The sequence below is a fragment of the Haladaptatus sp. DYSN1 genome (assembly GCF_029489995.1).
Taxonomy (GTDB): domain Archaea; phylum Halobacteriota; class Halobacteria; order Halobacteriales; family Halococcaceae; genus QDMS2.
The window spans coordinates 2589631-2609798 of sequence record NZ_CP120470.1; the positions used below are offsets into that span (position 1 = coordinate 2589631).

At 62.7% G+C, this 20168-nt stretch carries 24 protein-coding genes; 10 read left to right on the forward strand and 14 right to left on the reverse strand.

The window, feature by feature from the left end; genetic code table 11:
• Nucleotides 1–3 precede the first annotated feature (3 nt).
• The gene (locus tag P0648_RS14090; protein WP_276246631.1) at nucleotides 4–669 is read right to left on the reverse strand and encodes a helix-turn-helix domain-containing protein; all 666 of its coding nucleotides are present in this window, start codon (nucleotides 667–669) and stop codon (nucleotides 4–6) included.
• Nucleotides 670–812: 143 nt separating this feature from the next.
• On the opposite strand from P0648_RS14090, the gene P0648_RS14095 reads away from it, so the two are divergent.
• A complete protein-coding gene (locus P0648_RS14095; protein ID WP_277504404.1) occupies nucleotides 813–2387 on the forward strand; it encodes a spermidine synthase in 1575 nt (524 codons plus the stop codon).
• 297 nt (nucleotides 2388–2684) lie between these two features.
• Nucleotides 2685–3533 (forward strand): DUF4397 domain-containing protein, encoded by an 849-nt coding sequence (locus P0648_RS14100; RefSeq protein ID WP_277504405.1) that lies wholly within the window; start codon nucleotides 2685–2687, stop codon nucleotides 3531–3533.
• A 65-nt stretch (nucleotides 3534–3598) separates the two neighbouring features.
• On the opposite strand, the gene P0648_RS14105 is transcribed toward P0648_RS14100, so the two are convergent.
• From P0648_RS14105 to P0648_RS14120, 4 genes are all read right to left on the reverse strand, one after another.
• Nucleotides 3599–3847: a hypothetical protein gene (locus tag P0648_RS14105; protein ID WP_277504407.1), complete on the reverse strand. Its 249-nt coding sequence runs from the start codon at nucleotides 3845–3847 to the stop codon at nucleotides 3599–3601.
• 39 nt (nucleotides 3848–3886) lie between these two features.
• Complete coding sequence (locus P0648_RS14110; RefSeq protein WP_277504410.1) at nucleotides 3887–4969, reverse strand: sulfite exporter TauE/SafE family protein; 1083 nt, start codon at nucleotides 4967–4969, stop codon at nucleotides 3887–3889.
• 246 nt (nucleotides 4970–5215) lie between these two features.
• On the reverse strand, nucleotides 5216–5413 hold the full coding sequence (locus tag P0648_RS14115) for a cold-shock protein (RefSeq protein ID WP_276246626.1): 198 nt from the start codon (nucleotides 5411–5413) through the stop codon (nucleotides 5216–5218).
• A 247-nt stretch (nucleotides 5414–5660) separates the two neighbouring features.
• The gene (locus P0648_RS14120) at nucleotides 5661–6491 is read right to left on the reverse strand and encodes a formate/nitrite transporter family protein (protein WP_277504411.1); all 831 of its coding nucleotides are present in this window, start codon (nucleotides 6489–6491) and stop codon (nucleotides 5661–5663) included.
• Nucleotides 6492–6845: 354 nt separating this feature from the next.
• On the opposite strand from P0648_RS14120, the gene P0648_RS14125 reads away from it, so the two are divergent.
• From P0648_RS14125 to P0648_RS14140, 4 genes are all read left to right on the forward strand, one after another.
• Complete coding sequence (locus tag P0648_RS14125) at nucleotides 6846–7040, forward strand: hypothetical protein (protein ID WP_277504412.1); 195 nt, start codon at nucleotides 6846–6848, stop codon at nucleotides 7038–7040.
• Complete coding sequence (locus P0648_RS14130) at nucleotides 7037–7258, forward strand: hypothetical protein (protein ID WP_277504413.1); 222 nt, start codon at nucleotides 7037–7039, stop codon at nucleotides 7256–7258. The genes P0648_RS14125 and P0648_RS14130 overlap by 4 nt, the downstream gene beginning before the upstream one ends.
• Nucleotides 7259–7324: 66 nt before the next feature.
• Entirely contained in the window at nucleotides 7325–8176 is an 852-nt protein-coding gene (locus P0648_RS14135; RefSeq protein WP_277504414.1) for an alpha/beta fold hydrolase, read from the forward strand.
• Between the two features lie 178 nt (nucleotides 8177–8354).
• Nucleotides 8355–8810, forward strand: a complete 456-nt coding sequence (locus P0648_RS14140; protein WP_277504415.1) for an NUDIX hydrolase — start codon at nucleotides 8355–8357, stop codon at nucleotides 8808–8810.
• On the opposite strand, the gene P0648_RS14145 is transcribed toward P0648_RS14140, so the two are convergent.
• The 6 genes from P0648_RS14145 to P0648_RS14170 form a co-directional block, all read right to left on the reverse strand.
• Nucleotides 8807–9103: a hypothetical protein gene (locus P0648_RS14145; RefSeq protein WP_277504416.1), complete on the reverse strand. Its 297-nt coding sequence runs from the start codon at nucleotides 9101–9103 to the stop codon at nucleotides 8807–8809. The genes P0648_RS14140 and P0648_RS14145 overlap by 4 nt on opposite strands.
• A 56-nt stretch (nucleotides 9104–9159) precedes the next feature.
• On the reverse strand, nucleotides 9160–10176 hold the full coding sequence (locus P0648_RS14150) for a deoxyhypusine synthase (RefSeq protein ID WP_277504417.1): 1017 nt from the start codon (nucleotides 10174–10176) through the stop codon (nucleotides 9160–9162).
• A 63-nt stretch (nucleotides 10177–10239) separates the two neighbouring features.
• The gene (locus P0648_RS14155; RefSeq protein ID WP_277504418.1) at nucleotides 10240–11004 is read right to left on the reverse strand and encodes a Nif3-like dinuclear metal center hexameric protein; all 765 of its coding nucleotides are present in this window, start codon (nucleotides 11002–11004) and stop codon (nucleotides 10240–10242) included.
• Between the two features lie 222 nt (nucleotides 11005–11226).
• On the reverse strand, nucleotides 11227–12027 hold the full coding sequence (speB, locus tag P0648_RS14160) for an agmatinase (protein ID WP_277504419.1): 801 nt from the start codon (nucleotides 12025–12027) through the stop codon (nucleotides 11227–11229).
• Nucleotides 12027–12404, reverse strand: a complete 378-nt coding sequence (locus P0648_RS14165; protein ID WP_276246617.1) for a translation initiation factor IF-5A — start codon at nucleotides 12402–12404, stop codon at nucleotides 12027–12029. The genes speB and P0648_RS14165 overlap by 1 nt, the downstream gene beginning before the upstream one ends.
• Nucleotides 12405–12446: 42 nt before the next feature.
• Nucleotides 12447–13514: an aminotransferase class I/II-fold pyridoxal phosphate-dependent enzyme gene (locus tag P0648_RS14170; protein WP_277504420.1), complete on the reverse strand. Its 1068-nt coding sequence runs from the start codon at nucleotides 13512–13514 to the stop codon at nucleotides 12447–12449.
• A gap of 100 nt (nucleotides 13515–13614) precedes the next feature.
• On the opposite strand from P0648_RS14170, the gene P0648_RS14175 reads away from it, so the two are divergent.
• Complete coding sequence (locus tag P0648_RS14175) at nucleotides 13615–13794, forward strand: PLDc N-terminal domain-containing protein (RefSeq protein WP_276246615.1); 180 nt, start codon at nucleotides 13615–13617, stop codon at nucleotides 13792–13794.
• Nucleotides 13795–13924: 130 nt separating this feature from the next.
• On the opposite strand, the gene P0648_RS14180 is transcribed toward P0648_RS14175, so the two are convergent.
• Together P0648_RS14180 and P0648_RS14185 are read right to left on the reverse strand one after the other, a co-directional pair.
• Nucleotides 13925–15583, reverse strand: coding sequence for an AarF/ABC1/UbiB kinase family protein (locus tag P0648_RS14180; RefSeq protein ID WP_277504422.1), 1659 nt, complete (start codon nucleotides 15581–15583; stop codon nucleotides 13925–13927).
• 15 nt (nucleotides 15584–15598) lie between these two features.
• Nucleotides 15599–15955 carry an Hsp20/alpha crystallin family protein gene (locus tag P0648_RS14185; RefSeq protein WP_276246613.1) on the reverse strand — a complete coding sequence of 119 codons (357 nt, stop codon included), beginning with the start codon at nucleotides 15953–15955 and terminating at the stop codon, nucleotides 15599–15601.
• Between the two features lie 89 nt (nucleotides 15956–16044).
• Here P0648_RS14185 and glp point away from each other — a divergent pair, with 89 nt between their 5' ends.
• The 3 genes from glp (at nucleotide 16045) to P0648_RS14200 (ending at nucleotide 19440) form a co-directional block, all read left to right on the forward strand.
• On the forward strand, nucleotides 16045–17262 hold the full coding sequence (glp, locus tag P0648_RS14190; protein ID WP_276246612.1) for a gephyrin-like molybdotransferase Glp: 1218 nt from the start codon (nucleotides 16045–16047) through the stop codon (nucleotides 17260–17262).
• Nucleotides 17250–19142 carry a molybdopterin biosynthesis protein gene (locus P0648_RS14195; RefSeq protein ID WP_277504425.1) on the forward strand — a complete coding sequence of 631 codons (1893 nt, stop codon included), beginning with the start codon at nucleotides 17250–17252 and terminating at the stop codon, nucleotides 19140–19142. The genes glp and P0648_RS14195 overlap by 13 nt, the downstream gene beginning before the upstream one ends.
• A gap of 79 nt (nucleotides 19143–19221) precedes the next feature.
• Complete coding sequence (locus tag P0648_RS14200) at nucleotides 19222–19440, forward strand: hypothetical protein (RefSeq protein ID WP_276246610.1); 219 nt, start codon at nucleotides 19222–19224, stop codon at nucleotides 19438–19440.
• On the opposite strand, the gene P0648_RS14205 is transcribed toward P0648_RS14200, so the two are convergent.
• The gene (locus P0648_RS14205) at nucleotides 19437–20114 is read right to left on the reverse strand and encodes an HAD family hydrolase (protein WP_276246609.1); all 678 of its coding nucleotides are present in this window, start codon (nucleotides 20112–20114) and stop codon (nucleotides 19437–19439) included. The two genes, P0648_RS14200 and P0648_RS14205, sit on opposite strands and share 4 nt — an antisense overlap.
• Between the last annotated feature and the right edge of the window lie 54 nt (nucleotides 20115–20168).

Consider the following 20168-nt stretch of genomic DNA (forward strand, 5'->3'; position numbering starts at 1 on the left):
GACCTATTCTTCGTCTTCGTCGACGTGCCCGATGACGAGCGCGTCTTCGACGAGTGCTTTCATGCCCCTGCGGAGGCGCTCTGAAAGCGCCTGGTGAGACACGTCGAATTTTTCGGCGAGGTCTTCTAACGAACTGTCGCGTGGAACCTCGAAGTAGCCGTGTTCAACGGCGGTGATGAGCGTCTCGTACTGGCTCTTCGTGAGACCGAACCGGCCGGCGGGTTCCTCGTCGAGTTCGCGGATGGATTCGATTTCGAAGGTGACGCCCACGTCTTCGGCGAAGTCGTAGTTGTCTGAAAATCGCTCGCGGTCGGGGTACATCACCCGAAGGGTCCAGCGGTCGTTGCGGCCGTAAGCGTCGAGAATCGTCGCTTTCGAACTGGTGAGCATATCGAGGAGCAAGATTACCTGGTCCACCCACTCCATGCGATAGAGGTACTCGTCGCCGAGGTCGGCGAGCAGTGAGACCGAATTGACCGTCTCGTCTTCCTCCAACAGTTGCTCGAAGTCCTCACGGTCTGTCCCTCGGACCCAGACGAGTGGCATGACGGCGTCTTCCCCGCTTTTCACCACGCGTTCGATGTCGAACTCCACATCCGGATAGGAACACAGGACGTGGTTCAGGGCGAATTCATCTGCGGGGATGGACCCGCGTACGATGACGGTCATATCCCCTTTGATTCGCTCAATGCGTTTATGCGTAACTGCTCACCTGCCACCGAAAATGACTGACACCCGTGACGACTCGTTTCGAGGGCGACCTGTCACTTCGCGTGCACCCTTTAATGTCGCGGTGCGCGTAGGAGAGGGCAATGGCCACCCGCACCGCCCGCCTGCCCGCGTTACCCCCAAAGCCGGAACTGGCCGTGTTCGCCTCGGGGATGACCAGTATGGGACTGGAAATCCTCGCCGGCCGGATGATTGCCCCACAGTACGGAAGCAGCATTTTCACCTGGGGGAGTATCATCGGCGTCTTTCTCGCGGCGCTCAGTCTCGGCTACTACCGCGGCGGCCGCCTCGCGGCAAAACGCGCCTCGACCAGACGCCTCGTCCGTCTCCTGCTCGGCACCGCGTTGTACGTCGCCGTCCTGATTTTCGCCGGCGAGGTACTGTTGCGTGCAGCAGGGGCGTTTCCACTCCCCAGCCGATTCGCGTCGCTGCCCGCCGTGGTTCTCCTGTTCGGGCCGCCGACCTACCTGCTCGGGTTCGTGAGCCCCTACGCCGCCGAACTCTCTGAGACGGAGAGCACGGGTGCGGCCTCTGGCCGCGTCTACGCGGTCGGGACGGTCGGCAGCATCGTCGGGGCGTTCGGGACGACGTTCATCCTCATTCCAGAGTTGAGCATCGACCAGATTGGCCTCGTCCTAGGCCTCATCGCCGTCGGCGCGGCCGTCCTCGTCGCCCGCCCCGGCATCACGACCGACCAGGCACTCGGGAGCGCGGCGGTGGCGCTCTTACTCGTCGCCGCTGTCGGCAGCGGCGCAGCAGGGGTCAGCATCGAGGGACGCATCGTCTACGAGACGCAGACGCCCTACCAGGAACTCCAGGTCATCGACCTCGGCGGCACGCGCACGCTGTACCTCGACGGCCAGCGACACAGCGCGATGGACCTCGACAATCCCTCTCGACACGTGTTCACCTACACGCGCTATTTTCACCTTCCGCTGCTCATGACTGACGACGTAGACCGCGTGCTGTTCATCGGCGGCGGTGGATTCACCGGACCGAAACGGTTCGTCGAGGACTACGACGTGACCGTGGACGTGGTGGAAATCGACCCCGAGGTCATCTCGGTGGCAAAAGAGTACTTCGCGGTCGAAGAATCGGACCGCCTTCGCATCCACAACATGGACGGCCGTCAGTTCCTCCAGCAGACGGACGAAACGTACGACCTCATCATCCTCGACGCCTACAAGATGGACAAAGTTCCCTTCCAGTTGACCACCGAGGAGTTCATGCGACTGGCCGAAAGCCGGCTCTCAGATGACGGTGTGCTCTTTGCGAACATCATCTCCGCGCCACAGGGAGCGGCCTCGCAGTTCTACCGCGCCGAGTACAAGACGATGGCGCAGGTGTTTCCGCAGGTGTACAGTTTTCCAACGGTAGACGCCACGGTCATCCAGAACATCGAGGTGGTGGCCACGAAGAACGCGACGGTGCTCACCCAGGAGGAGTTGCTCGCCCGGAACACAAACCGTGACATCGGTATCGACCTCAGCAGCGAACTCCGGACCTATCGCAACAGCGAAAACGTCGAGAACGTGCCCGTGCTGCGCGACGACCGCGCACCGGTCGACGACCTGCTCGACCCGCTTATCGGCCAGCGATACGTGGTCCAGGAGGCCGACAATCGCACGACGGTCGCGCCAGCTGCACTCGCCGGGTGAGCACGGACCAGTGTGGCAGACCTGATAGTCACACGGGTCAGACCGCCAGTTGTCGGTGAAAAATCGGAGAAACTGGCAGTTTCACCGAATACTCTGTGATTGCTGAGCGAGTAAGCGAAGAATTCACGTGAAAGCGCCGTATCCGGTCGAATTCAATCCGGCTGACTGTCTGTGTGCGCCGAGTTGTCAGTCGTGAAATACCGCTACTCTGACTGATTTTTCGGCGCGAGAGAGGCCGGTTTCCCGCGAAAGCGGCGATTCATAACAAAGCCACGAAACTGCCACTATATTGCTGGCATGTTGCAAACTACCTATCGAGCAGTACTCGCCGTACTGCTCGCGCTCACCGTCATTGGGAGCGTCGCCACCATTGGCGGGGCGTTCGCCCAGGAAGAGCCGACAGCGGGAGACGAAATCCCGACACAGGAACGAACTTACCTTCGCGTGATTCACGCCTCGCCCGACGCGCCGAGCGTTGACGTCTACGTAGAGAACGAGAGCGTTCTCGAGAACGTGTCCTTCTCGACCGTAAGCGATTATCTGACGCTCGCCGCGGGGTCGTACAACGTGACGATTACCGCAGCCGGTGACCGCGAAGCGGAGGTGTTCAACGGAACGCTCACCCTTGACGCACGGAGCATCAACACGGTCATCGCGACCGGTGAGGTGAGTGCGCTCGGAACGAACGAGAGCACGGCCTTCGCCCCGAAGGTGTTCGAAGATGACGCCTACACGCCCGCCGAAAACGAGTCGGCGCTGAGCGTCATCCACCTGTCGCCCGACGCGCCAGCCGTGGACGTGACGACGACGGTCAATAACACGACCATCGTCCTCGCTGACAACGTGAGCTTTGGCAACGGGACGGAGTACCTGACCGTGCCTGCCGGCAACTACACTGTGGACATCCGGGCCGCATCCGACGATAACAACGGCACCGTGGTCACCTCTGTCGACGTGACCCTCGAAAGCGGCGTCGCCTACTCCGCGCTCGCCGTTGGATACCTCGACCCCGATTCGGCAACCGGTGACGCACCGTTCGAGGTCCTCCTCATCGAGGACGCCACCGTGACGGTCGTCCTCCCCGGTGAAGAGCCGTCTGACGACGACGGAGAAGGGCCTGAAGATCCCGACTCGCCTGCGAGTTAGGTGAACCTCGAACTCGATTTTTTGGTCACGACAGGTGAGCGCTAGCGCCGCCTAACCTCTGCTGATTACGACCCGCCGTGTTTTCGGAACCAGACGGTCTTTCCGATGGGTGAGTCGTCTTCTGCGAGGTCGAGACGACTGAGAAACAGGTCGCGGACCGCGAGCGTGACCCAGAGGTCGTGGGTCGTCCCCGACTCGTCTGCGACGGTGACGACGCAGTGGTCGTCGCGCGTTTCGAGGTGTTCGATGGTGCCGGGAGTGAATCTCGCTGCGTCGTGGGCGGGTCGTTTCGCGTGAATCCGGTCGTGGTTCACGTCGTGCGGTACGCGTTCGAGCGAGAAGGCGTCTCGGGGTTACAGGCCGCCGGCCGAGATGCCGAACAGTGCCACCGCGATGATGGCGAACAACATGCCGACGCCCTTCTTGATGGCGCCCGTATCGAGGCTGGAAGCGACGTACGGGGCAATCTGTCCGCCAGTCACCGTCGCCGGAACCGTCCAGACGACCATGTTCCACGGTGTAGAGGCGAGGTCCATCTCGTGACCACCGACGAGGCCGCCGCCGAAGACGTGGACGAGCGAGGCGAGCACCGCCGTGAGTGCGACGACGATGTGGTTCGTCCCGATGGCGACCTTGACGGGCACGTTCGACCGAAGCATCGAGATGATGCCCAGTTCGCCGATGCCGAACCCAGCGAGTCCCTGGAACACGCCGCCGACGCTGTAGTTTGCGAAGCGTTCGCCGTATCCCGAACGGGAGTAGCGGTAGGCGTTCCCGTCCTTGTCGACGCGCGTGACGGTGCCGTTATTTACGTCGACGCCCGCCGGGCCGAGTTTGTCGTCGTCGTCGGGGAGCGACTGGCCGCCGTCGGTGACCGCGGGGTCAGCACCACTGTCCGTGCTCTCTGAATCCTCGTGGCCCAAGTCGGCTTTGAACAGGAGCGCCGACGCGGCGATAAGCGCGAGGCCGAGCAGGAACTGGAAGATTGGCTCGGGGATGACGAACGACAAGAGCGCCCCACCGATGACGAACGGAATCGAGCCACCGACCAGCGTGAGGGCTAATCGGCGGTCGACGAGGCCGTACTGGATGAACGCGATGGCCGAACTCGACAGGCCGAACGACTCGCTGATGAGCCCGATTTTCACGATAGTCTCGGGTTCCAGGTTGAACGCGAACACCGGGAACAGGAAGATGAGAAACGGCACGAACATGGCGGAACCACTGATGCCGACGGTGTTGACGATGGTCGCTCCGAGCAGGAAGAAGGGGAACAACCACCAGTATTCGAGCCAGTAGGCACTGTCAGTCCCCGTCGGCGTCGGAGCGGCAAAGAATACCCCGAGAACGAACAGAACCGGCGCGGCGAAAACGAATACGTGTTGGTACTTGAGGAATGTCCGCTGGATTTGACTTGCAGGTGAAGCCGCGGTCATTTGGTGTGCTCGGGTGGCAGTGGTTCGTCCCTAAAAGAATTTTTCATCGAGAAGTGGCAGATTTCGCCGTCTGACGGGTTGAACCGGCAACATTCGAATAAACAATTATTGAGAACCGAGCGGAGTATGCACGCTACCGGGGACGGGTTGACGCGGTGTCCACGCTGGCGGGGCGAGTGCTCACGCTATGAGTATGTAATAAACTGAAAATTCGCGTCGTCGCCTGTGGGCGACTATGCGGAAAAGTTAGTTGACGCGGGTGACGTTCTTCGCGCGAGGGCCTTTCGGGGCCTGTTCGATGTCGAACTCGATCTCGGTGCCTTCCGTGAGGTCCTCGCCGCCAACGTCTTCCATGTGGAAGAATACGTCGTCGTCAGATTCGTCAGTCGCGATGAAACCGTAGCCGCCAGTGTCGTTGAAGAAATCAACTTTACCGTTTACCATTGCATCTACACAAAATTGGAGTGTACGGATAAGGGTTGTGCATTCGTCCGCAAAAATTCGATTTTTCCGCGCAAATGAATTTCAATTCCACAGCTTCTCACCCATTTGTTTTTGAAAGACAGGTTCTACGTGGCAAGAGCGACTGAATAGTCACATCAACCGGGTGGTTCTGTCGTATCCCAAATTTCCAGTATAGTGATAGTATTCGAACCGGTCCGTGGCGAAACCAGCGATGACACCGTTGCCGTCACGCGTCTGTGGTTACAGACACGTCCTTGCCAGCCCGGGCGGCGTGCCCGTAATTGAGGCCGGCGACGAATACGCTCCCTCCGAGGACGTTGCCGAGCGTCGTCCAGAAGAGTACGGTGCCGTACTGCACAGCGGTTACCCCGGTTCCGAGGAACATCGCGGAGAGGAGTTCGGTCGTCCCAAGCAGCGCGTGATGGAACGGCCCGAACCCGATGGTCGTGGTGACGACGAGAACGATGACAATCCGGCTGATGGTGTCTCGACTCGCGGCGACGAGCCACGTCACGAGGCCCATGAGCCACCCGGCGACAACGCCACTCAGGAGGACGGTCCACCACGGAAGGCCGAGCAGCGAATCGGCGATGCTGGCGAACGCCGCAGGCGTGACGATGCCGAGCGACGGGCCGAGCACGGCGATGAGCGCCGCGAAGAGTCCACATCCAACGAGGTTCGCGACGTACACGACGCCCCACAGGTGCCCGAGGTCCGCAAGCGACGACCGACCGTCGAGGACGGGCAATACGGCGAGCGTCGTGTGGGCGGTGAACAGTTCGGTCTGCCCGAGGATGACGAAGAGGAAGCCAACCGCCGATGCGCCCGCGAGCAGGAGATGTTTGACCAGCGGGGAGGGAAACGACGGCGAGAACGTCAATACCATGCCCATGAACAGCGCCCCGAAACTGACGTTGAGTCCGGCGGCGAGTCCCGAGAGGAACAATCCCTCGGTCGGCCGACTCAACTCCTTTAGCGCGTTTTCCATCTCGCGGTCGAGGACGTTTTCGTATGACAGCGACGCCCCCGATGGCTCTCCCTCCCCATCAGTGCTCATGACTGAATGGCCATTTTGGAGCCAGGTGTAAGAGCCTACGGGCCCCGACGGCTGTCCAATCCGAGCGCCTGAACGCTTCGTAAATGGTGGCCGCCCGCTTCAGACCACTCCCTCGACCACTCTGAGCGCCGCCGAGGTTCCGTTCATCGAGAGTTACAAACACGGGAGGCACGCTGTATCACCCCGAGTACGGGCGTGAGACGATTCACACCGCAGACGGCGGCGAGAGCCGCGACACCTTCACCAGTCGGGAACCGTCGATTTGGGCTCAAAGCGCGTATGTTGAAGTATGAATCGACACGTTTCGAGCAAGTAGCTCGTCGGAGACAGCGTGATGCAGTGGCAGGTGGCGTAATGGCAACCGCAACCGTTCCCGAAACGATACAGACGAAGCGACGACTGGTTTACGGCGCGATGGTGCTCGCAGGGATACTGTTCGTCTCGACGCTCGTGCTTCCCGTCCCGCAGGCGACCGCCCAGCTCATCGCGGCGCTCGCCTTCGGTGTCATGTCCGGGCTCTGGCTCGCCCACCTCCTCTACTCGCTATGAACTGGCGTCCCCTCGTCCGGATTTACACGATGGTTGGGGTAGTGTCTACCATCTCCCTGTTCGTGTTCTCGGCACAGTTTACGGGCACCGGTCTCTCCATCGCAATCGTCGCCGTCGGGACCGTCGCGCTCATCAGCGTCATCCTCGGTGGGCTGCTCGCTATCGAATCGTACGTGAAGGAATCGGACGCAGAGGCCGGGATTCCGAGCAGACCGTAGCCGCTCCGTTCGCCACAACAGCCGAGAGCAACAACGACTAACTTCGTGTCATCCATCTATGTTATTATGCCTCCTGAAGGGTCCACCGCTCCAAAACGCAGCCACGATGTCGAGACAGGGTTCGTCGAAATTGAGGGGACCTCGCTGGCGTACCAGACCGCCGGTGATGGCACACCGCTGGTGTTCGTCCACGCCGGCATCGCCGACAGTCGAATGTGGCACCCACAATTCGACGCATTCGCAGACCAGTACCGAGTCGTCGCCTACGACCTCCGTGGCTTCGGCGACTCCAAGCTTCCGCCCGAACCGTACGCACACTACCGTGACCTTGGACAACTGCTCGACGCGCTCGACATCGAGTCGGCGCACCTCGTCGGCGCGTCGATGGGAGGAGCGACGGCACTCGATTTCGCGCTCGAACACCCGACCCGGGTCGAGATCCTCACGCTCGTCGCTCCAGCGCTCAGCGGGTACACGTTCACCGATGACGCGACGTACGACGGCTGGCAAACCGCCACGGCAGCGTTCGAGAACGGCGACGCAGAACGCGCCGCACTCGTCGAAAGCGAGCTGTGGGTCGCCGGACCGACGCGCACGCTCGACACAATCGACCCCGACGTCAGGGCGCTCGTCCACGCGATGCTCCTCCAGAGCTACGAACAGGACACCGACGACGCCACTGAAGAACCACTCTCCCCACCTGCGATAGAGCGCCTCAGCGAGTTGCAAGCCCCCGTCTTGCTCGTCAACGGGGCACTCGACCGGCCAGATATGAACCTGATTGCCGATATCCTCGAAGCAGACGTACCCGCCATTCGCGCAGCGACGATGGCCGACGTCGCTCATCTTCCGTCGCTCGAACGACCGGACGAGTTCAACGAGTTGCTTCGGTCGTTTCTGGCACAGCACTCGGTGTAGGCGTGGCTGGGAGCATAGAAAGCAGGCCTCGGCACTCATAGGGCTCCACATCACCGACTGCCTAGGTCGGTTCGGAGTCGGTGCCTCGTCACAGGCCACCCGACAGTTACCCACCGGTGGGCAAGTCAGTTTTCCTCTGGCAGAACGTTTTTCGCGCCGTCGGGCAAACCGAGAGGCCATGAGTTGGCGCGACATTCGCCCGGTGGTGCTCGGCCTCGTCCGACGGAACGACGAGATACTGGTGGGTCGAGGATACGACCCCGAAAGCGACGAGGTGTTCTGGCGACCACTCGGCGGGGGAATGCAGTTCGGCGAGTCCAGCGAGGAGACGGTGTGCCGGGAGTTCGAAGAAGAACTCGGCGTCGAACTCGAAACGGTCGAGTTCCTCTCACACATCGAGAATCGGTTTACCTTTGACGGCGAGCAGGGCCACGAAATCGTCCTGCTGTACGAGGGCGACCTCGCGGACGACGAGGTGTACGAAGCCGAGTCGATGACCGGCTACGAGGAGGAATTAGACGAGGAGTTCGAGGTTCGGTGGCTACAGCTCGCCGATTTCGAGTCGGGTGACAGAACGCTCTATCCGGAAGCGGTGGTGGATGTCGCAAAGAATGAGCGATGCGATGGGGCTTAGAACTTCGCCGCGAGCAGCGGGTACAGCGCCCCGAGGACGACGCCGTAGACCGCGTGTCCGACGAAACTCGGGACCTGCAGATTTGGCACGGGCGGAGCCATCGGGAACCCCATAGCCTGCAACCAGAGTGACATGACGAAGCCGACGGCGACGATGGTCAAGAGGACGCTGAACCCGATGCCGAGCAGGGCCCCGGTCGAAACCTTCGCCGCGTACTCGCGGAGTGGCTCAGGTGTGGCGAACGCTGCGTAGACGAGTGAAAACTCCAACTCGGGCGGGCGTGAATGCAACATACGCGCCAAACCGCCGGGAAAGAGACGAATTCGACTAACCGTCACTCGCGGTCGGCTTACTCCGAAATCCGTTTACGCGCCCCTGCAACCACCAGCGGCAGTGTGATTGTGGCGTCTGCATACACCGAAACGTTCCGCGCCGCCTTCTCCAACTTGCCCCATGACCGCGCTTCGTCGAGCGTCGCCCCGGAGAGGCCACCCGTGTTCGGTGGGTCCATCGTGAGCTGGACGGCGTAGTTGTAGGCTTCTGGCACCACGAGCATCGTCTGGAGGACGAAATTCTTCGGGACGCCGCCGCCGACGACCATCGCAGCCGCCTTCTCGGCGTCGAACGCGATGTCCGTGAGGCCGGTCATGTCGGAGAGCGCGTCGAGACTGAAGTCGTTGATCTGCGAGTACATCCACGCCTGTAGGCCGAGGACCGAGTCCTGAATTGCGGGAACGTAGATTGGCACGTCATTTTCGTAGGCGGCCGCGGCGATGCCAGCGTCCTCCTCGATACCCTCACGCTCGTTGACCACGGCGTTCGCTCGGCCGAGTTCCTCGGTGAGTTGCTGGATGGTGACCGTCTCGTCTACGTTCGGGAACACCTCAGCGCGCAGGTGACCCTCGAACGCGGTGAAGTGCTCTTGCGGGAGGTAGACGTTGTAGATGCGGTCGACCCACTCGTCGCGGAGCTTTTCGTCGAACTCGCGAGGAGAGGATTCGCCGTCGTGTTCGCGGCCGTGGTGGTGCTTGCCGCCGATTGCCTCGATGGCGTCGTGGGTGAGGTTCGCGCCGGTCGTCACGAGTACGTCGATGTGGCCGTCGCGGATGAGGTCGGCGACGATTTTTCGCATCCCCGTCGGGACCATCGCCCCGGCGAGGCCGAAAAAGTTGGTCACGTCGTCGTCGCCGATCATCTCGGCGTAGATGTCCACCGCTTCGTGGAGGTCCGCCGCGCCAATGCCTGCCTTGCCGTACTCGGAGACGAGGTCGCCAACGGTCATGCCGGCCCACACGTCGGTGTGTCCGATTGGGTCGTGGTGGAACTCCTCGCGGGGCGGGAGTTCGTGGTCTGCGTCGTCGCTCATTGCCACAGATTGTGGGTTACGAAGGTTTGAAGGGCGCGGTCTGGAGCGGGCGACCAACCCGGCTCAGAGTCCGGTCGGTTCTCCGATGAAGGTCGTCTCCAGTCCCCACTCCTCTGCGAGTTGCTGGAGGGCACGGACGCCAAAGGTTTCGGTGGCGTAGTGGCCCGCGAGGAAGACGTGAATACCCGCTTCTTTCGAGTTGTGATACGCCTGCTGTTTCCCCTCGCCCGTGATGAGTGCGTCCACGCCCGTCGCTTCTGCCTCCGGAATCCAGTCCGTCCCGCTGCCGGTGATGATGCCGATGTCCTCGATTTCCGCGGGGCCGTGTTCGAGTACCTGCACGCGCTGGCCACCGTTGTCGAGGCCGACGAGTTCCTCGCGGAGGTCGGTCACGGAGAACGGTTCTGGCGCGGTTCCGCGAACGCCGATATACTCGGTGGCCTCCGCGCCGAATCGCTCGCAGTTTTCGAGTTCGAGCACGTCGGCGATACCGGCGGCGTTGCCGAGTTCCTCGTGCCCGTCGAGCGGAAGGTGAGAGACGTAGAGTGCGATGTCGTTCTCGACGAGGAGGCGGATTCGTTCGTATGTGGAGCCGGTCACGCGGTCGAAGCCACCCCACGAGAGCCCGTGGTGGACGACGAACACGTCCGCGTCTGCTCGTGCGGCGGCCTCGATGGTCGAAACGGCGGCGTCCACGCCGAAAGCCACCGTCGTGACTTCCTTGTCTTCCGGCCCGACCTGCAAACCGTTGGCGCTCGCGTCGAAGGCGGCGTAGTCGGCCGTTCGGAGGCGGTCGTCGTATCGAGAGACGAGTTCGCTGAGTTGCATAGTCTCACGTTAGCCACCAGCGTTAAGAAAGACGGCGATAACAGACAGCGTACCCGCTTTCTGCGGGACGGACAACGGAGTTGATTCCCTATGGGTAAATTCCGCAAAGCCGCATTCGTTTGGCGTCGATTGCCTCGACGAACAAAGAATCGGATTGTCCGAACTGGAAAAGGACTCGTGCGCCGGGTGACCCCCGGGTCATAACCGGCCCGAATTCGCTTTCTACGATTGCGCCGCGTGTGAAAAGACGAATTCTCTGAGGAGTTTCGCGCCGAGCGTCGCCGCCTGCCCGTCGTCTCTGTCGTTGACTTCCACCACGTCGAATCCGATAGCGGTGGGTGCAACTTGCCTGATCACGTCGCGCATTTCCCGCGGCGTGAGTCCGTAGGGTTCCATCGTCCCCGTCCCGGGCGCGAACCCGGGATCGGCGGCATCGATATCCACGCTCAGGTAGACCGACCCGTCGCCGTCGAACGTCCAGTCTGCGACGTCCTCCGGCGGGACGACAGTCACGTCGCCCTGCGCAGCGCGCTCCCACTCGGCCTTATTTCCGGTGCGTGCGCCGAGGATGATGGCCTCATCTGCGACGTCGAGCGCGTGGCGCGTGACCGTCGCGTGGCTCAGCGGGTTGCCGGCGTACTCCTCGCGGAGGTCGAGGTGCGCGTCGAGACAGACGAACGTATCGGGGGTCGTCGCTCTGACGCCAGCCACCGTCACCGTGTGCTCGCCGCCGACGAGAATGGGAAGCGCCTCGTCGCGCCGAATGTCGGTGACCATGCCCTGCAGAAAGTCGAGATAGTCGGCCGCGTCGTCCCACGCGTGGAGGTCGCCGTCGTCTGCCACGCCGAGGTCGGTGAAATGGGAGTCCGTCCGGTGGTCGTAGTCGTCAAAATTCTCTGCGTATTGTCGAATACGGTCGGGCCCAAAGCGAGTCCCGGGTTGAAAAGACGTAGAAATGTCGAGCGGCGCGCCGAGGATGACGTAGGAAGCGTCTGTGCGAGAAGCCAGCGCGCCAGGAAACATCAGATAATCTTACGCTGGGCGTCCATCTCGAGGTACTCGATTTCGTCTTCCGGAGTCAGAGTCTTGTCGCCGGGGACCTTGATGGAGAAGGTCTCGTAGGTGTCTAAGTCCATGACCTGTGCGACGTCGGAGCTCTCGACGCTCACGACCTGGCCCTGCTTGCGCTCGATGATTGGAATCCAGATTTTCGCGTCGACAGGCTGGGAGAAGCTGCGCTTTTTCCCGTCGAAGACGCCCTTGCCCTCGACACGGGCTTTCGCACTGCCGTGTTTGCCGGGTTTGGCCGTGCTGTACGCGGTGATGAGACACGGCACGTCGTTGATCATTACGTAGCTACCTTCCTGGAGGTCGCGGACCTCGCCTTGCTGCTTCGCCATGTGTCTGCTTTTTCCACGAGACTGTATAAACGGTTTGGAACGCTATTCGTGACGCTGGAGACAGGTTTTGACGCGTGAGAGACCCTCGACCAATTCTTCGGTCGGAAGTCCAAAGCCGAGGCGGAACCGCTCTGGATAGCCGAAGAACTCACCGGGTGCGAGTACAACACTCTCCTCGTTCAACACCGCCCGGCAGAACTCCTTGCCACTCGAAAACGAGTCTGGGATCTCGATGAAGGCGTTCACGCCGATGGGGTCGTACCACGAGAGGCCCGTCTCCGCGATGAATTCGGCGACGATGTCGTGATTCGTCTGTCGCACCGCGCGACTCTCGGCGAGCAGTTCGTCCTCCTGCTTGAACGCCTGGCGGGCGATGTGCTGGCCGAACTGGGAAGGCGAGATGGTCGTGTAATCTTTCCAGTGCCAGGCCGCCTGGACGACTTCGGGCGGCCCGACAATCCAGCCAAAGCGCAGGCCAGCGAGGCCGTACGCCTTCGAGAGACTCGCCGTGCTGATGGCCCGCCGACCGAGACTCGCTGCCGGCGGGTGAGGGTCGTCTGCGAGCAGTCGGTACACCTCGTCTACGAGCAGGTAGGCGTCGTGTTCGACGGCGAGGTCGTAGAGCGCGGACAGCGTCGCTTCGTCGTGATATTTCCCGGTCGGGTTGTTCGGGTTGTTGACGACGAGCAGGCGCGTGTCGTCGGTAATCGCGTCCGCGACGGCGTCGACATCGAGGTCCCACTCGGGGGTTTCGAGTTGTACCGTCGTCACTTCCCCGAAGGCGTCTGGAATCGCGTGCAGCGACTGGTACGTCGGCGTGACGGTCACCGTGTGGCCGCCCTGACCGAGCAGCGCGAGGAAGACGAGGAAGTTTGCCTCCTGTGCGCCACAGGTGAAGATGACTTCGTCGGTAGTCCGCCCGTATCGTGCCGCCAGCTGCTCGCGGAGATCGGGGTCGCCGTTCGTGGGGATGACGTAACCAAGTTCGTCGGGGTCGGTGTCGAAGCGCGTCGCCGGAAGCGACCGAATCCCGCTCTCTGCCAGCATGATGTCGGCCTCGTGTTCGTACTTCGCGAACCAGCGTTCGAGGCCGAACGGGTCGATTTCCATACCCACTGCTTTGCCCGAACCGAAGAAAAGTACCGTGGCTTACACCCAACAAAATCGCCCAGCCAGCAACTCTCATCAAACTGGTCAGCGTAGTAGAATCATGGTCGACACCACAGTCACCGTCGGACTGCTCTACCTCGTCGTCTGGCTCGGGGTGACCCTGTGGGTCTTTCAGGACGCCGAATACCGGCGTTCGAAGGGAACACTTCTGTGGACCGTCGTCGTCTTTCTCGGCGGTGTCATCGGACTATTCCTGTACTTCCTCATCGGCCGGCGATAGTCGTCCCCCACCACGCACACATTTTTATACGGAAACGCAGCCACCGACCCCATGCGTTGACACCTCGCCGCGAAGCGGCCTGCGGGAGTACGGCCACCGCTTCGCGCCCCACCGTGCCGTCTATTCGCCCCTACTTCCCCCGCCGCTGGCGGAGATTCTGCCGCGTGAACTGCGGCGTCGCACGAATTCCCCGGCGCTTGCGAAACGAGAGATAGAGCCAGCCGGCTATCACGAGCGAGAACCCACCCGCCAGAAGCGTCGCTTCGAGCGTCCCGAACGCGTAGAAAATTGACGTCATGATGAGACCGACCGAAAGCAACATCCCGAGGACGATTCGCTTCGCGAGTCTCGTCAGGTGTCCGTTCGAGTCCTCGATGTCTGCCCGAACGTAGAAATCGTCGCGGTTGATTCGGTCGAGCGCACGCTCAAGTTTCGGCGGGCTGCGCAGCGTCGATTGAGCCGCCTTGCGCACCTCGTCGCCGCGGTCTTCGATGAACTGCTTTACGCCTGCTTCGCGATACCCCTGTTCGGTGAGGTACTGGGTCGCGACCGCGATGAAGTCGAAATCCGGGTCGAGCGTCACGCAGACGCCTTCGACGACCGTCGCCACGCGCAACACCAGCGCGAGGTTCGACGGCAGCCGAAGCGGGAACTCGTAGATTGTATCTTCGACCTGGCTCACGATTTGCTGGACGCGATATTGCTCGATATTCTCACCGCGAGCGTCCGCAATCGCGAGTTCCATCACGTCGCCCATCACCCGCCGGTCGGCTTCCGGGCTCAGCGTACCCATCTCGATGAGTGAATCGAGAATCCCCTCGATGTCCTGGTTCGCCACGGCGATGTAGAACTCGACGATTTTGTCCTGGACGAACGAATCGACGCGACCGCTCATCCCGAAGTCGTAGAAGACGATGGTGCCGTCCGGACGCACCGCGAGGTTCCCCGGGTGCGGGTCAGCGTGAAACACACCGTCATCGATGATCATCTGGAGGTAGATTCGCTGGAGCGTCTCTGCGAGTTCCGAGCGGTCTACGTTCATCGCGTCGATATCCTCGATGTCGCTTATCTTCGTCCCGCTCACGTACTCCATCGTGAGGACGCGAGCGTCCGAGTGTGATTCGATGACGCGGGGAATCGCGATGCGGTCTTCGTCCGCAAAGTTCCCGCGAATCTCGGTGAGCATCCGCCCTTCCCGACCGTAGTCCATCTCCTCGCGAATGGTCTTCGCGAACTCGTCGGCGAGGTTTTCGAGCGAGAACGCCCGAGCGGTGCCGATAAAGCGCATGAGCAACGGCAGACTCCAGCGGATGACCCAGAGGTCCGCTTCCACGAGCTCCTCGATGCCGGGCCGGCGCACCTTCACCGCGACGGATTGGCCGTCGATTTCGGCGTAGTACACCTGCCCGAGACTTGCACCGCTTATCGCGTCGGTGTCGAACTTGTCGAACCACGCTTCGAGCGGCCCGAGTTCGTCTTCGATGACCTGTTTTGCCTCAGGCCACGGGGCCGGTGGCACGCTGTCCTGGAGTTTCGTGAACTCGTCGATGTACTCCGGCGGCAGGATGTCCGGGCGCGTCGAGAGCAACTGGCCGAGTTTGATGAACGTCGGCCCGAGCGTGAGCATGGCGTCAAGCAGTGCCCGCGCTCTGCGGCGGCGAATCTCTGGCGTGACCGTCCGCCGACCGCCGAACAGCAGGAATCGGCGGCGGTCCCGGGCGTACGCGATGAGAAGCGGCAAGAACTGTCTGGCGACGGTGAAAAACCGTCTGTACGGGCGGAGGTTCACAGACTGTGCGACCCCCTACTCGTCACTGATTGGGATGCTGGTCCCGGGAGCGGCACTTCGCTTCGGGAGGGTGATTTCGAGGACGCCTCGCGAAACGGCTCCTTCTGCGTCCGTGCCGGTCACCTTCGGTGGGAGTGGGAGGTCCACGTCGAGGAACATAGAGCGGTCTTCCTTGAGGTAGCGATACTCCGTCGGTAGGTCTTTCTCGCGCCGCGCCTCGATGTGAAGGCGGCCGTCTTCGACGCGAACGTCCACGGTCTCTTTGGTGACACCGGGGAAGTCGATAACGAGGAGGTACGAGTCGTCGCTCTCGAGGAGGTCTGCGAACACTGCGTCCGGGAGGTCACGCAGGGCTTCGCGCAGCGCTGACATACGCATGGGTACGGACGCCGGAGCGAAAAAGCCCCCGGTAGGGGAATCCGTCCGGGTGTTTTTTGTCGGCCGCGTCGTAGGGACGTGCCATGAGCGACCAACTTCGTGACGCGGGGTTCAAGCAACTGACCCGCGTCGATGCGGCCCGCGACCGACTCCGGGACGCAGTCTCCCCCCACGGTCGAACTGGCGCCGTGCCCCTCGAAGACGCAGACGGGCGCGTTCTCGCAGAACCGATTACCAGCAACCGCAACGTCCCCCATTACCGGAGGGCCGCGATGGACGGGTTCGCCGTCCGGGCAGCGGACACCTTCGGCGCCTCCGACCGGTCGCCGAACGTACTTCGCGTGGCAACCGGCGAGGTCGCACCCGGAAGCGGCGTCCGCGTCCACACCGGGAGCGAACTACCCCCAGGTGCGGACGCCGTCGTCATGGTCGAACACGTAGACCGTGTCGGTGACGACCTCGAAGTGTTCGACGCGGTTGCGGAGGGCGAGAACGTCGCCCCGGAGGGCGAAGACGTCGAAGCGGGCCAGCAGTTGTACGACGCCGGACATCGACTCCGACCCTCCGACCTCGGCCTGTTGAAATCGACCGGCGTTGCCACGGTTTCGGTGTACGAACCGCCCCGAGTGACCGTGATTCCGACCGGCGAAGAACTCGTCGAGGCGGACCCGAAACCGGGCGAGGTCGTCGAGACGAACGGTCTCACGGTGTCTCGGCTGGTCGAACGATGGGGCGGTGACGCCGACTATCAGGAAATCGTCACCGACGACGAAACCGCGCTCCGCGAAGCCGTAGCGGGGAATCTCGACGCAGATATCGTCGTCACGACGGGCGGGTCCTCCGTCGGCGAGCGCGACCTGATTCCGGACGTCGTCGCCGACATGGGCGACGTGTTCGTCCACGGTGTCGCGCTCAAACCCGGCCACCCCGTCGCGATGGGCGTGGTCGAAGACACGCCAATCATCATGCTTCCTGGCTATCCCGTCGCGTGCATCATCAACGCCGTCCAGTTCCTTCGCCCCGCGCTCAAATGGGCGGGTAGGATGCCCCTCGAGGAGTTCCCGACGGTCGAGGCGCGCCTCTCGCGGAAGATTCGAAGCGACGTCGGCGACCGGACGTTCGTCCGCGTTCGGCTCACCGACGACGAGTCGGAACCGGTTGCGACGCCGACGCGAGCGAGTGGCTCTGGCGTCCTCTCGAGCGTCGCGCTGGCAGACGGCTGGGTCGAAGTGCCAGAATCGAGCGAAGGAATCGCCGAAGGTGAGACTGTCGCGGTCCAGAACTGGGAGTGGTCGGCGTGAGCCGCAAGGAGTTTCGTGACCTCGCGTCGCCAGAGGAAGCCCGTGAAGCAATCGCGTCGCTGAACCTCGGTGGCGGGTCAGAATCGGTGCCGCTGGCCGAAGCCCGTGGTCGCGTTCTCGCAGAACGCATCGACGCGGGGATGGACGTCCCCGGCTTCGACCGGGCAAGCATGGATGGCTACGCCGTGCGAGCGCGGGACACCTTCGGCGCGGACGAAGCGGACCCCGCCGTCCTCGACCTCGTCGGGGCTGTCCACGCAGGGGTCGAACCGGACGTCGAAATCGCAGAGGGTGAGTGTGCTGAAATTTCGACCGGGGCGGTGATGCCATCGGGTGCGGATGCGGTGGTCATCGTCGAGCGAACCGACGAACGCGACGGGAAAATCGAGATGCGAACCGCGGTGGCCCCCGGCGACAGCGTGATGCTCGCAGGGGCGGACATCGCCGCGGGTGAGCGTGCTCTCGGCCCGGGAACTCGAATTACGCCCCGAGAAATTGGGCTGCTCTCTGCACTCGGCGTGGAGTCGGTGCCAGTTCGGGCGAAACCCCGCGTCGGCATCATCTCGACGGGAGACGAACTGGTTCGCCCCGGCCAATCGCTCAACAGCGCCGCCGGGCAGATTTTCGACGTGAACAGCTACACCGTCGCGGCGGGCGTCGAAGACGCGGGCGGCGAGGCGGTTCTCTACCCCCATGCCGGTGACGACTACGACGAGATGGAGCGACTGCTGACGAAAGCCGCCACCGAGTGCGACCTCGTCCTCTCGTCGGGTTCGACGAGCGCCTCCGCGGTGGACGTCATCTACCGCGTCGTCGAGGAACAAGGCGAGTTGTTGTTACACGGCGTCGCCGTGAAACCCGGGAAACCGATGCTCGTCGGGCGACTCGAAGAGTCCGCGTACATCGGCTTGCCGGGGTATCCCGTCTCCGCGCTCACCATCTTCCAGACGTTCGTCGCGCCGGCGATTCGTGATGCGGCGGGAGTTCAGGCCCCCGCCGCCGCGACCGCTCGGGGGAAGATGGCCGTCCGCGAGCGCTACGGCGAGGGTCGAATGCGCCTCATGCCGGTCGGCCTCGTCGAAGACGGGGCAGGCGACTTGCTCGTCTACCCAGTTGACAAGGGCAGCGGCGCGACGACGAGCCTCGTGGAGGCAGACGGCGTCGTCGTCGTCCACCCGGACACGGCATTTCTCGACGCTGGCGAAGAAGTCGAGGTGGACCTCTTCTCGCCCGACGTCAGGCCGCCAACCGTGTTCGGCGTCGGCGAGGACGACCCTGCACTCTCGCGATTGCTCGACCGCATCGAACGGCCGCGCTATCTGTCCGTGGGGAGCAGAGAGGGGCTCCGCCGCCTGCGAAACGGCATCGCCGACGTTGCGGTGACGACGACGGGCGGCGAGCCGGAGTTCGACACTGTGGAACTCGGCGGCTGGACCCGCGAGTGGGGGCTGGTGGTGCAGGCGGGCAACCCCGAAAACGTGGCCGGTCTCGCAGACCTCGTGGACCGCGACCTGCGATTCATCAACCGCGGAACGGCCGCCGGCCTAAGAACTTCGTTTACCGACGCCCTCGCCACACTCGCCGAGGAGCGCGGCCAGACGCGCCACGACCTCGTGAGCGCAATTTCCGGGTTCGACCTCACCGTGAAAGCCCACGAGAGTCCGGCCCGGAAGGTCGCCGACGGGCGTGCCGACGTGGGACTCGGTCTTCGTGCGACCGCGGAAAAACTGGACCTCGGATTCGTCTCGCTCGGAACCGAACAGGTTCGCGTGTTCGCGAATCCGGATCGAGTTTCGAAACCAGGGGTCGCGGCGCTCGAAACGGCCATCGAGGACGGTGACGCCGTGTTCGCAGACCTCCCCGGCTTCGAAACGGCATAGCGATTCGCCCTGCTGGGTCGCCGAAGTGTATAACCATGCGTGGGGCGTTATACCAGACACCGGTTTCCGGTGGTGTCCCATGAGTTGCTCCCATCCACTCGACGCAGAGTTCCTGTACCCATCAGATGCAGAGGTATTAGCAATCGAACAGCGAGACGACAGCGACGCCCTCGTGGTGACGCTGGCGCTACCCTGTCCTGAATGTGGTCACGACCTGCGAGTCGAGACGCAGGTCTCGTCGGTCGAAGAGACAGTGATGGAAGCGCGCATGGAAGACCCCCAGGACACCTACGACTAATCAGTCGCTTCGGTCGCAGTCCGGTCAGCCGTTGCTTTTACGAGTCGCCAGAGTTCGTCGAACGACGCGACGCGATAGTCGCCGAGGACGCACTCTCCCCGTCGGTGCGGGTCGTGGCGTTCGACGTGAATCCCGTCGAGGCCGGCGTTCCACGCCGCGCCGATGTCGTTCGACCCGTCACCAGCGAGCACACCGCGTGCGCTGGTTTCGACATCGAGCTGCGACATCGCGTGGGTGACTGGGCCGGGGTCCGGTTTCCAGCCGAGGTCGTCGCTACAACAGACGACGGTGTCGAACCAGTCGCCGATGCCGAGATGCGCGAGAACCGGCCCAGTCAAAAACGGCTGGCAGTGGGTGACGATGCCGACGGGCGTCGTGAGGTCCGCGACGAACGTGGCGTCGTCGTGGAGATAGGTCGCCTCGGCGCGGGCCTGTGGGTCTTCTACGGCGTGGAACGCGGGCCAGAATTCGTTGGGGTCGATGCCCCATTCGACGAGCCTATCGTCGCGCTTGCCGCCGAGGCCGTGCCAGAGGATTTCGGCCTCCCGGTCGGTGAACGGACGGCCCATCCGGTCGCCGACCCGGTCGAACACCTCGCGGGTGTACCCCCAGTCGACGTCGATGAGCGTTCCGTCTAAATCGAAGAGCCAAAAGTCGTAGTCAGCCCCAACCATTCACCAAGAGGTACGACACCGACTGCTAAGTGCCTTTCCGCCCCACTGGTCAAT

What these genes read in the sequence shown, in the direction of transcription:
- P0648_RS14185 (WP_276246613.1), bottom strand. Translation starts at nt 15,955, where the DNA reads ATGTCAGCGCTGCGCGAAGCCCTGCGTGACCTCCCGGACGCAGTGTTC.
- P0648_RS14095 (WP_277504404.1), top strand. Translation starts at nt 813, where the DNA reads ATGGCCACCCGCACCGCCCGCCTGCCCGCGTTACCCCCAAAGCCGGAA.
- P0648_RS14165 (WP_276246617.1), bottom strand. Translation starts at nt 12,404, where the DNA reads ATGGCGAAGCAGCAAGGCGAGGTCCGCGACCTCCAGGAAGGTAGCTAC.
- P0648_RS14205 (WP_276246609.1), bottom strand. Translation starts at nt 20,114, where the DNA reads ATGGTTGGGGCTGACTACGACTTTTGGCTCTTCGATTTAGACGGAACG.
- P0648_RS14135 (WP_277504414.1), top strand. Translation starts at nt 7,325, where the DNA reads ATGCCTCCTGAAGGGTCCACCGCTCCAAAACGCAGCCACGATGTCGAG.
- P0648_RS14150 (WP_277504417.1), bottom strand. Translation starts at nt 10,176, where the DNA reads ATGAGCGACGACGCAGACCACGAACTCCCGCCCCGCGAGGAGTTCCAC.
- P0648_RS14120 (WP_277504411.1), bottom strand. Translation starts at nt 6,491, where the DNA reads ATGAGCACTGATGGGGAGGGAGAGCCATCGGGGGCGTCGCTGTCATAC.
- P0648_RS14090 (WP_276246631.1), bottom strand. Translation starts at nt 669, where the DNA reads ATGACCGTCATCGTACGCGGGTCCATCCCCGCAGATGAATTCGCCCTG.
- P0648_RS14130 (WP_277504413.1), top strand. Translation starts at nt 7,037, where the DNA reads ATGAACTGGCGTCCCCTCGTCCGGATTTACACGATGGTTGGGGTAGTG.
- P0648_RS14125 (WP_277504412.1), top strand. Translation starts at nt 6,846, where the DNA reads ATGGCAACCGCAACCGTTCCCGAAACGATACAGACGAAGCGACGACTG.
- P0648_RS14155 (WP_277504418.1), bottom strand. Translation starts at nt 11,004, where the DNA reads ATGCAACTCAGCGAACTCGTCTCTCGATACGACGACCGCCTCCGAACG.
- P0648_RS14175 (WP_276246615.1), top strand. Translation starts at nt 13,615, where the DNA reads ATGGTCGACACCACAGTCACCGTCGGACTGCTCTACCTCGTCGTCTGG.
- P0648_RS14115 (WP_276246626.1), bottom strand. Translation starts at nt 5,413, where the DNA reads ATGGTAAACGGTAAAGTTGATTTCTTCAACGACACTGGCGGCTACGGT.
- P0648_RS14110 (WP_277504410.1), bottom strand. Translation starts at nt 4,969, where the DNA reads ATGACCGCGGCTTCACCTGCAAGTCAAATCCAGCGGACATTCCTCAAG.
- P0648_RS14145 (WP_277504416.1), bottom strand. Translation starts at nt 9,103, where the DNA reads ATGTTGCATTCACGCCCGCCCGAGTTGGAGTTTTCACTCGTCTACGCA.
- P0648_RS14100 (WP_277504405.1), top strand. Translation starts at nt 2,685, where the DNA reads ATGTTGCAAACTACCTATCGAGCAGTACTCGCCGTACTGCTCGCGCTC.
- P0648_RS14140 (WP_277504415.1), top strand. Translation starts at nt 8,355, where the DNA reads ATGAGTTGGCGCGACATTCGCCCGGTGGTGCTCGGCCTCGTCCGACGG.
- glp (WP_276246612.1), top strand. Translation starts at nt 16,045, where the DNA reads ATGAGCGACCAACTTCGTGACGCGGGGTTCAAGCAACTGACCCGCGTC.
- speB (WP_277504419.1), bottom strand. Translation starts at nt 12,027, where the DNA reads ATGTTTCCTGGCGCGCTGGCTTCTCGCACAGACGCTTCCTACGTCATC.
- P0648_RS14200 (WP_276246610.1), top strand. Translation starts at nt 19,222, where the DNA reads ATGAGTTGCTCCCATCCACTCGACGCAGAGTTCCTGTACCCATCAGAT.
- P0648_RS14170 (WP_277504420.1), bottom strand. Translation starts at nt 13,514, where the DNA reads ATGGAAATCGACCCGTTCGGCCTCGAACGCTGGTTCGCGAAGTACGAA.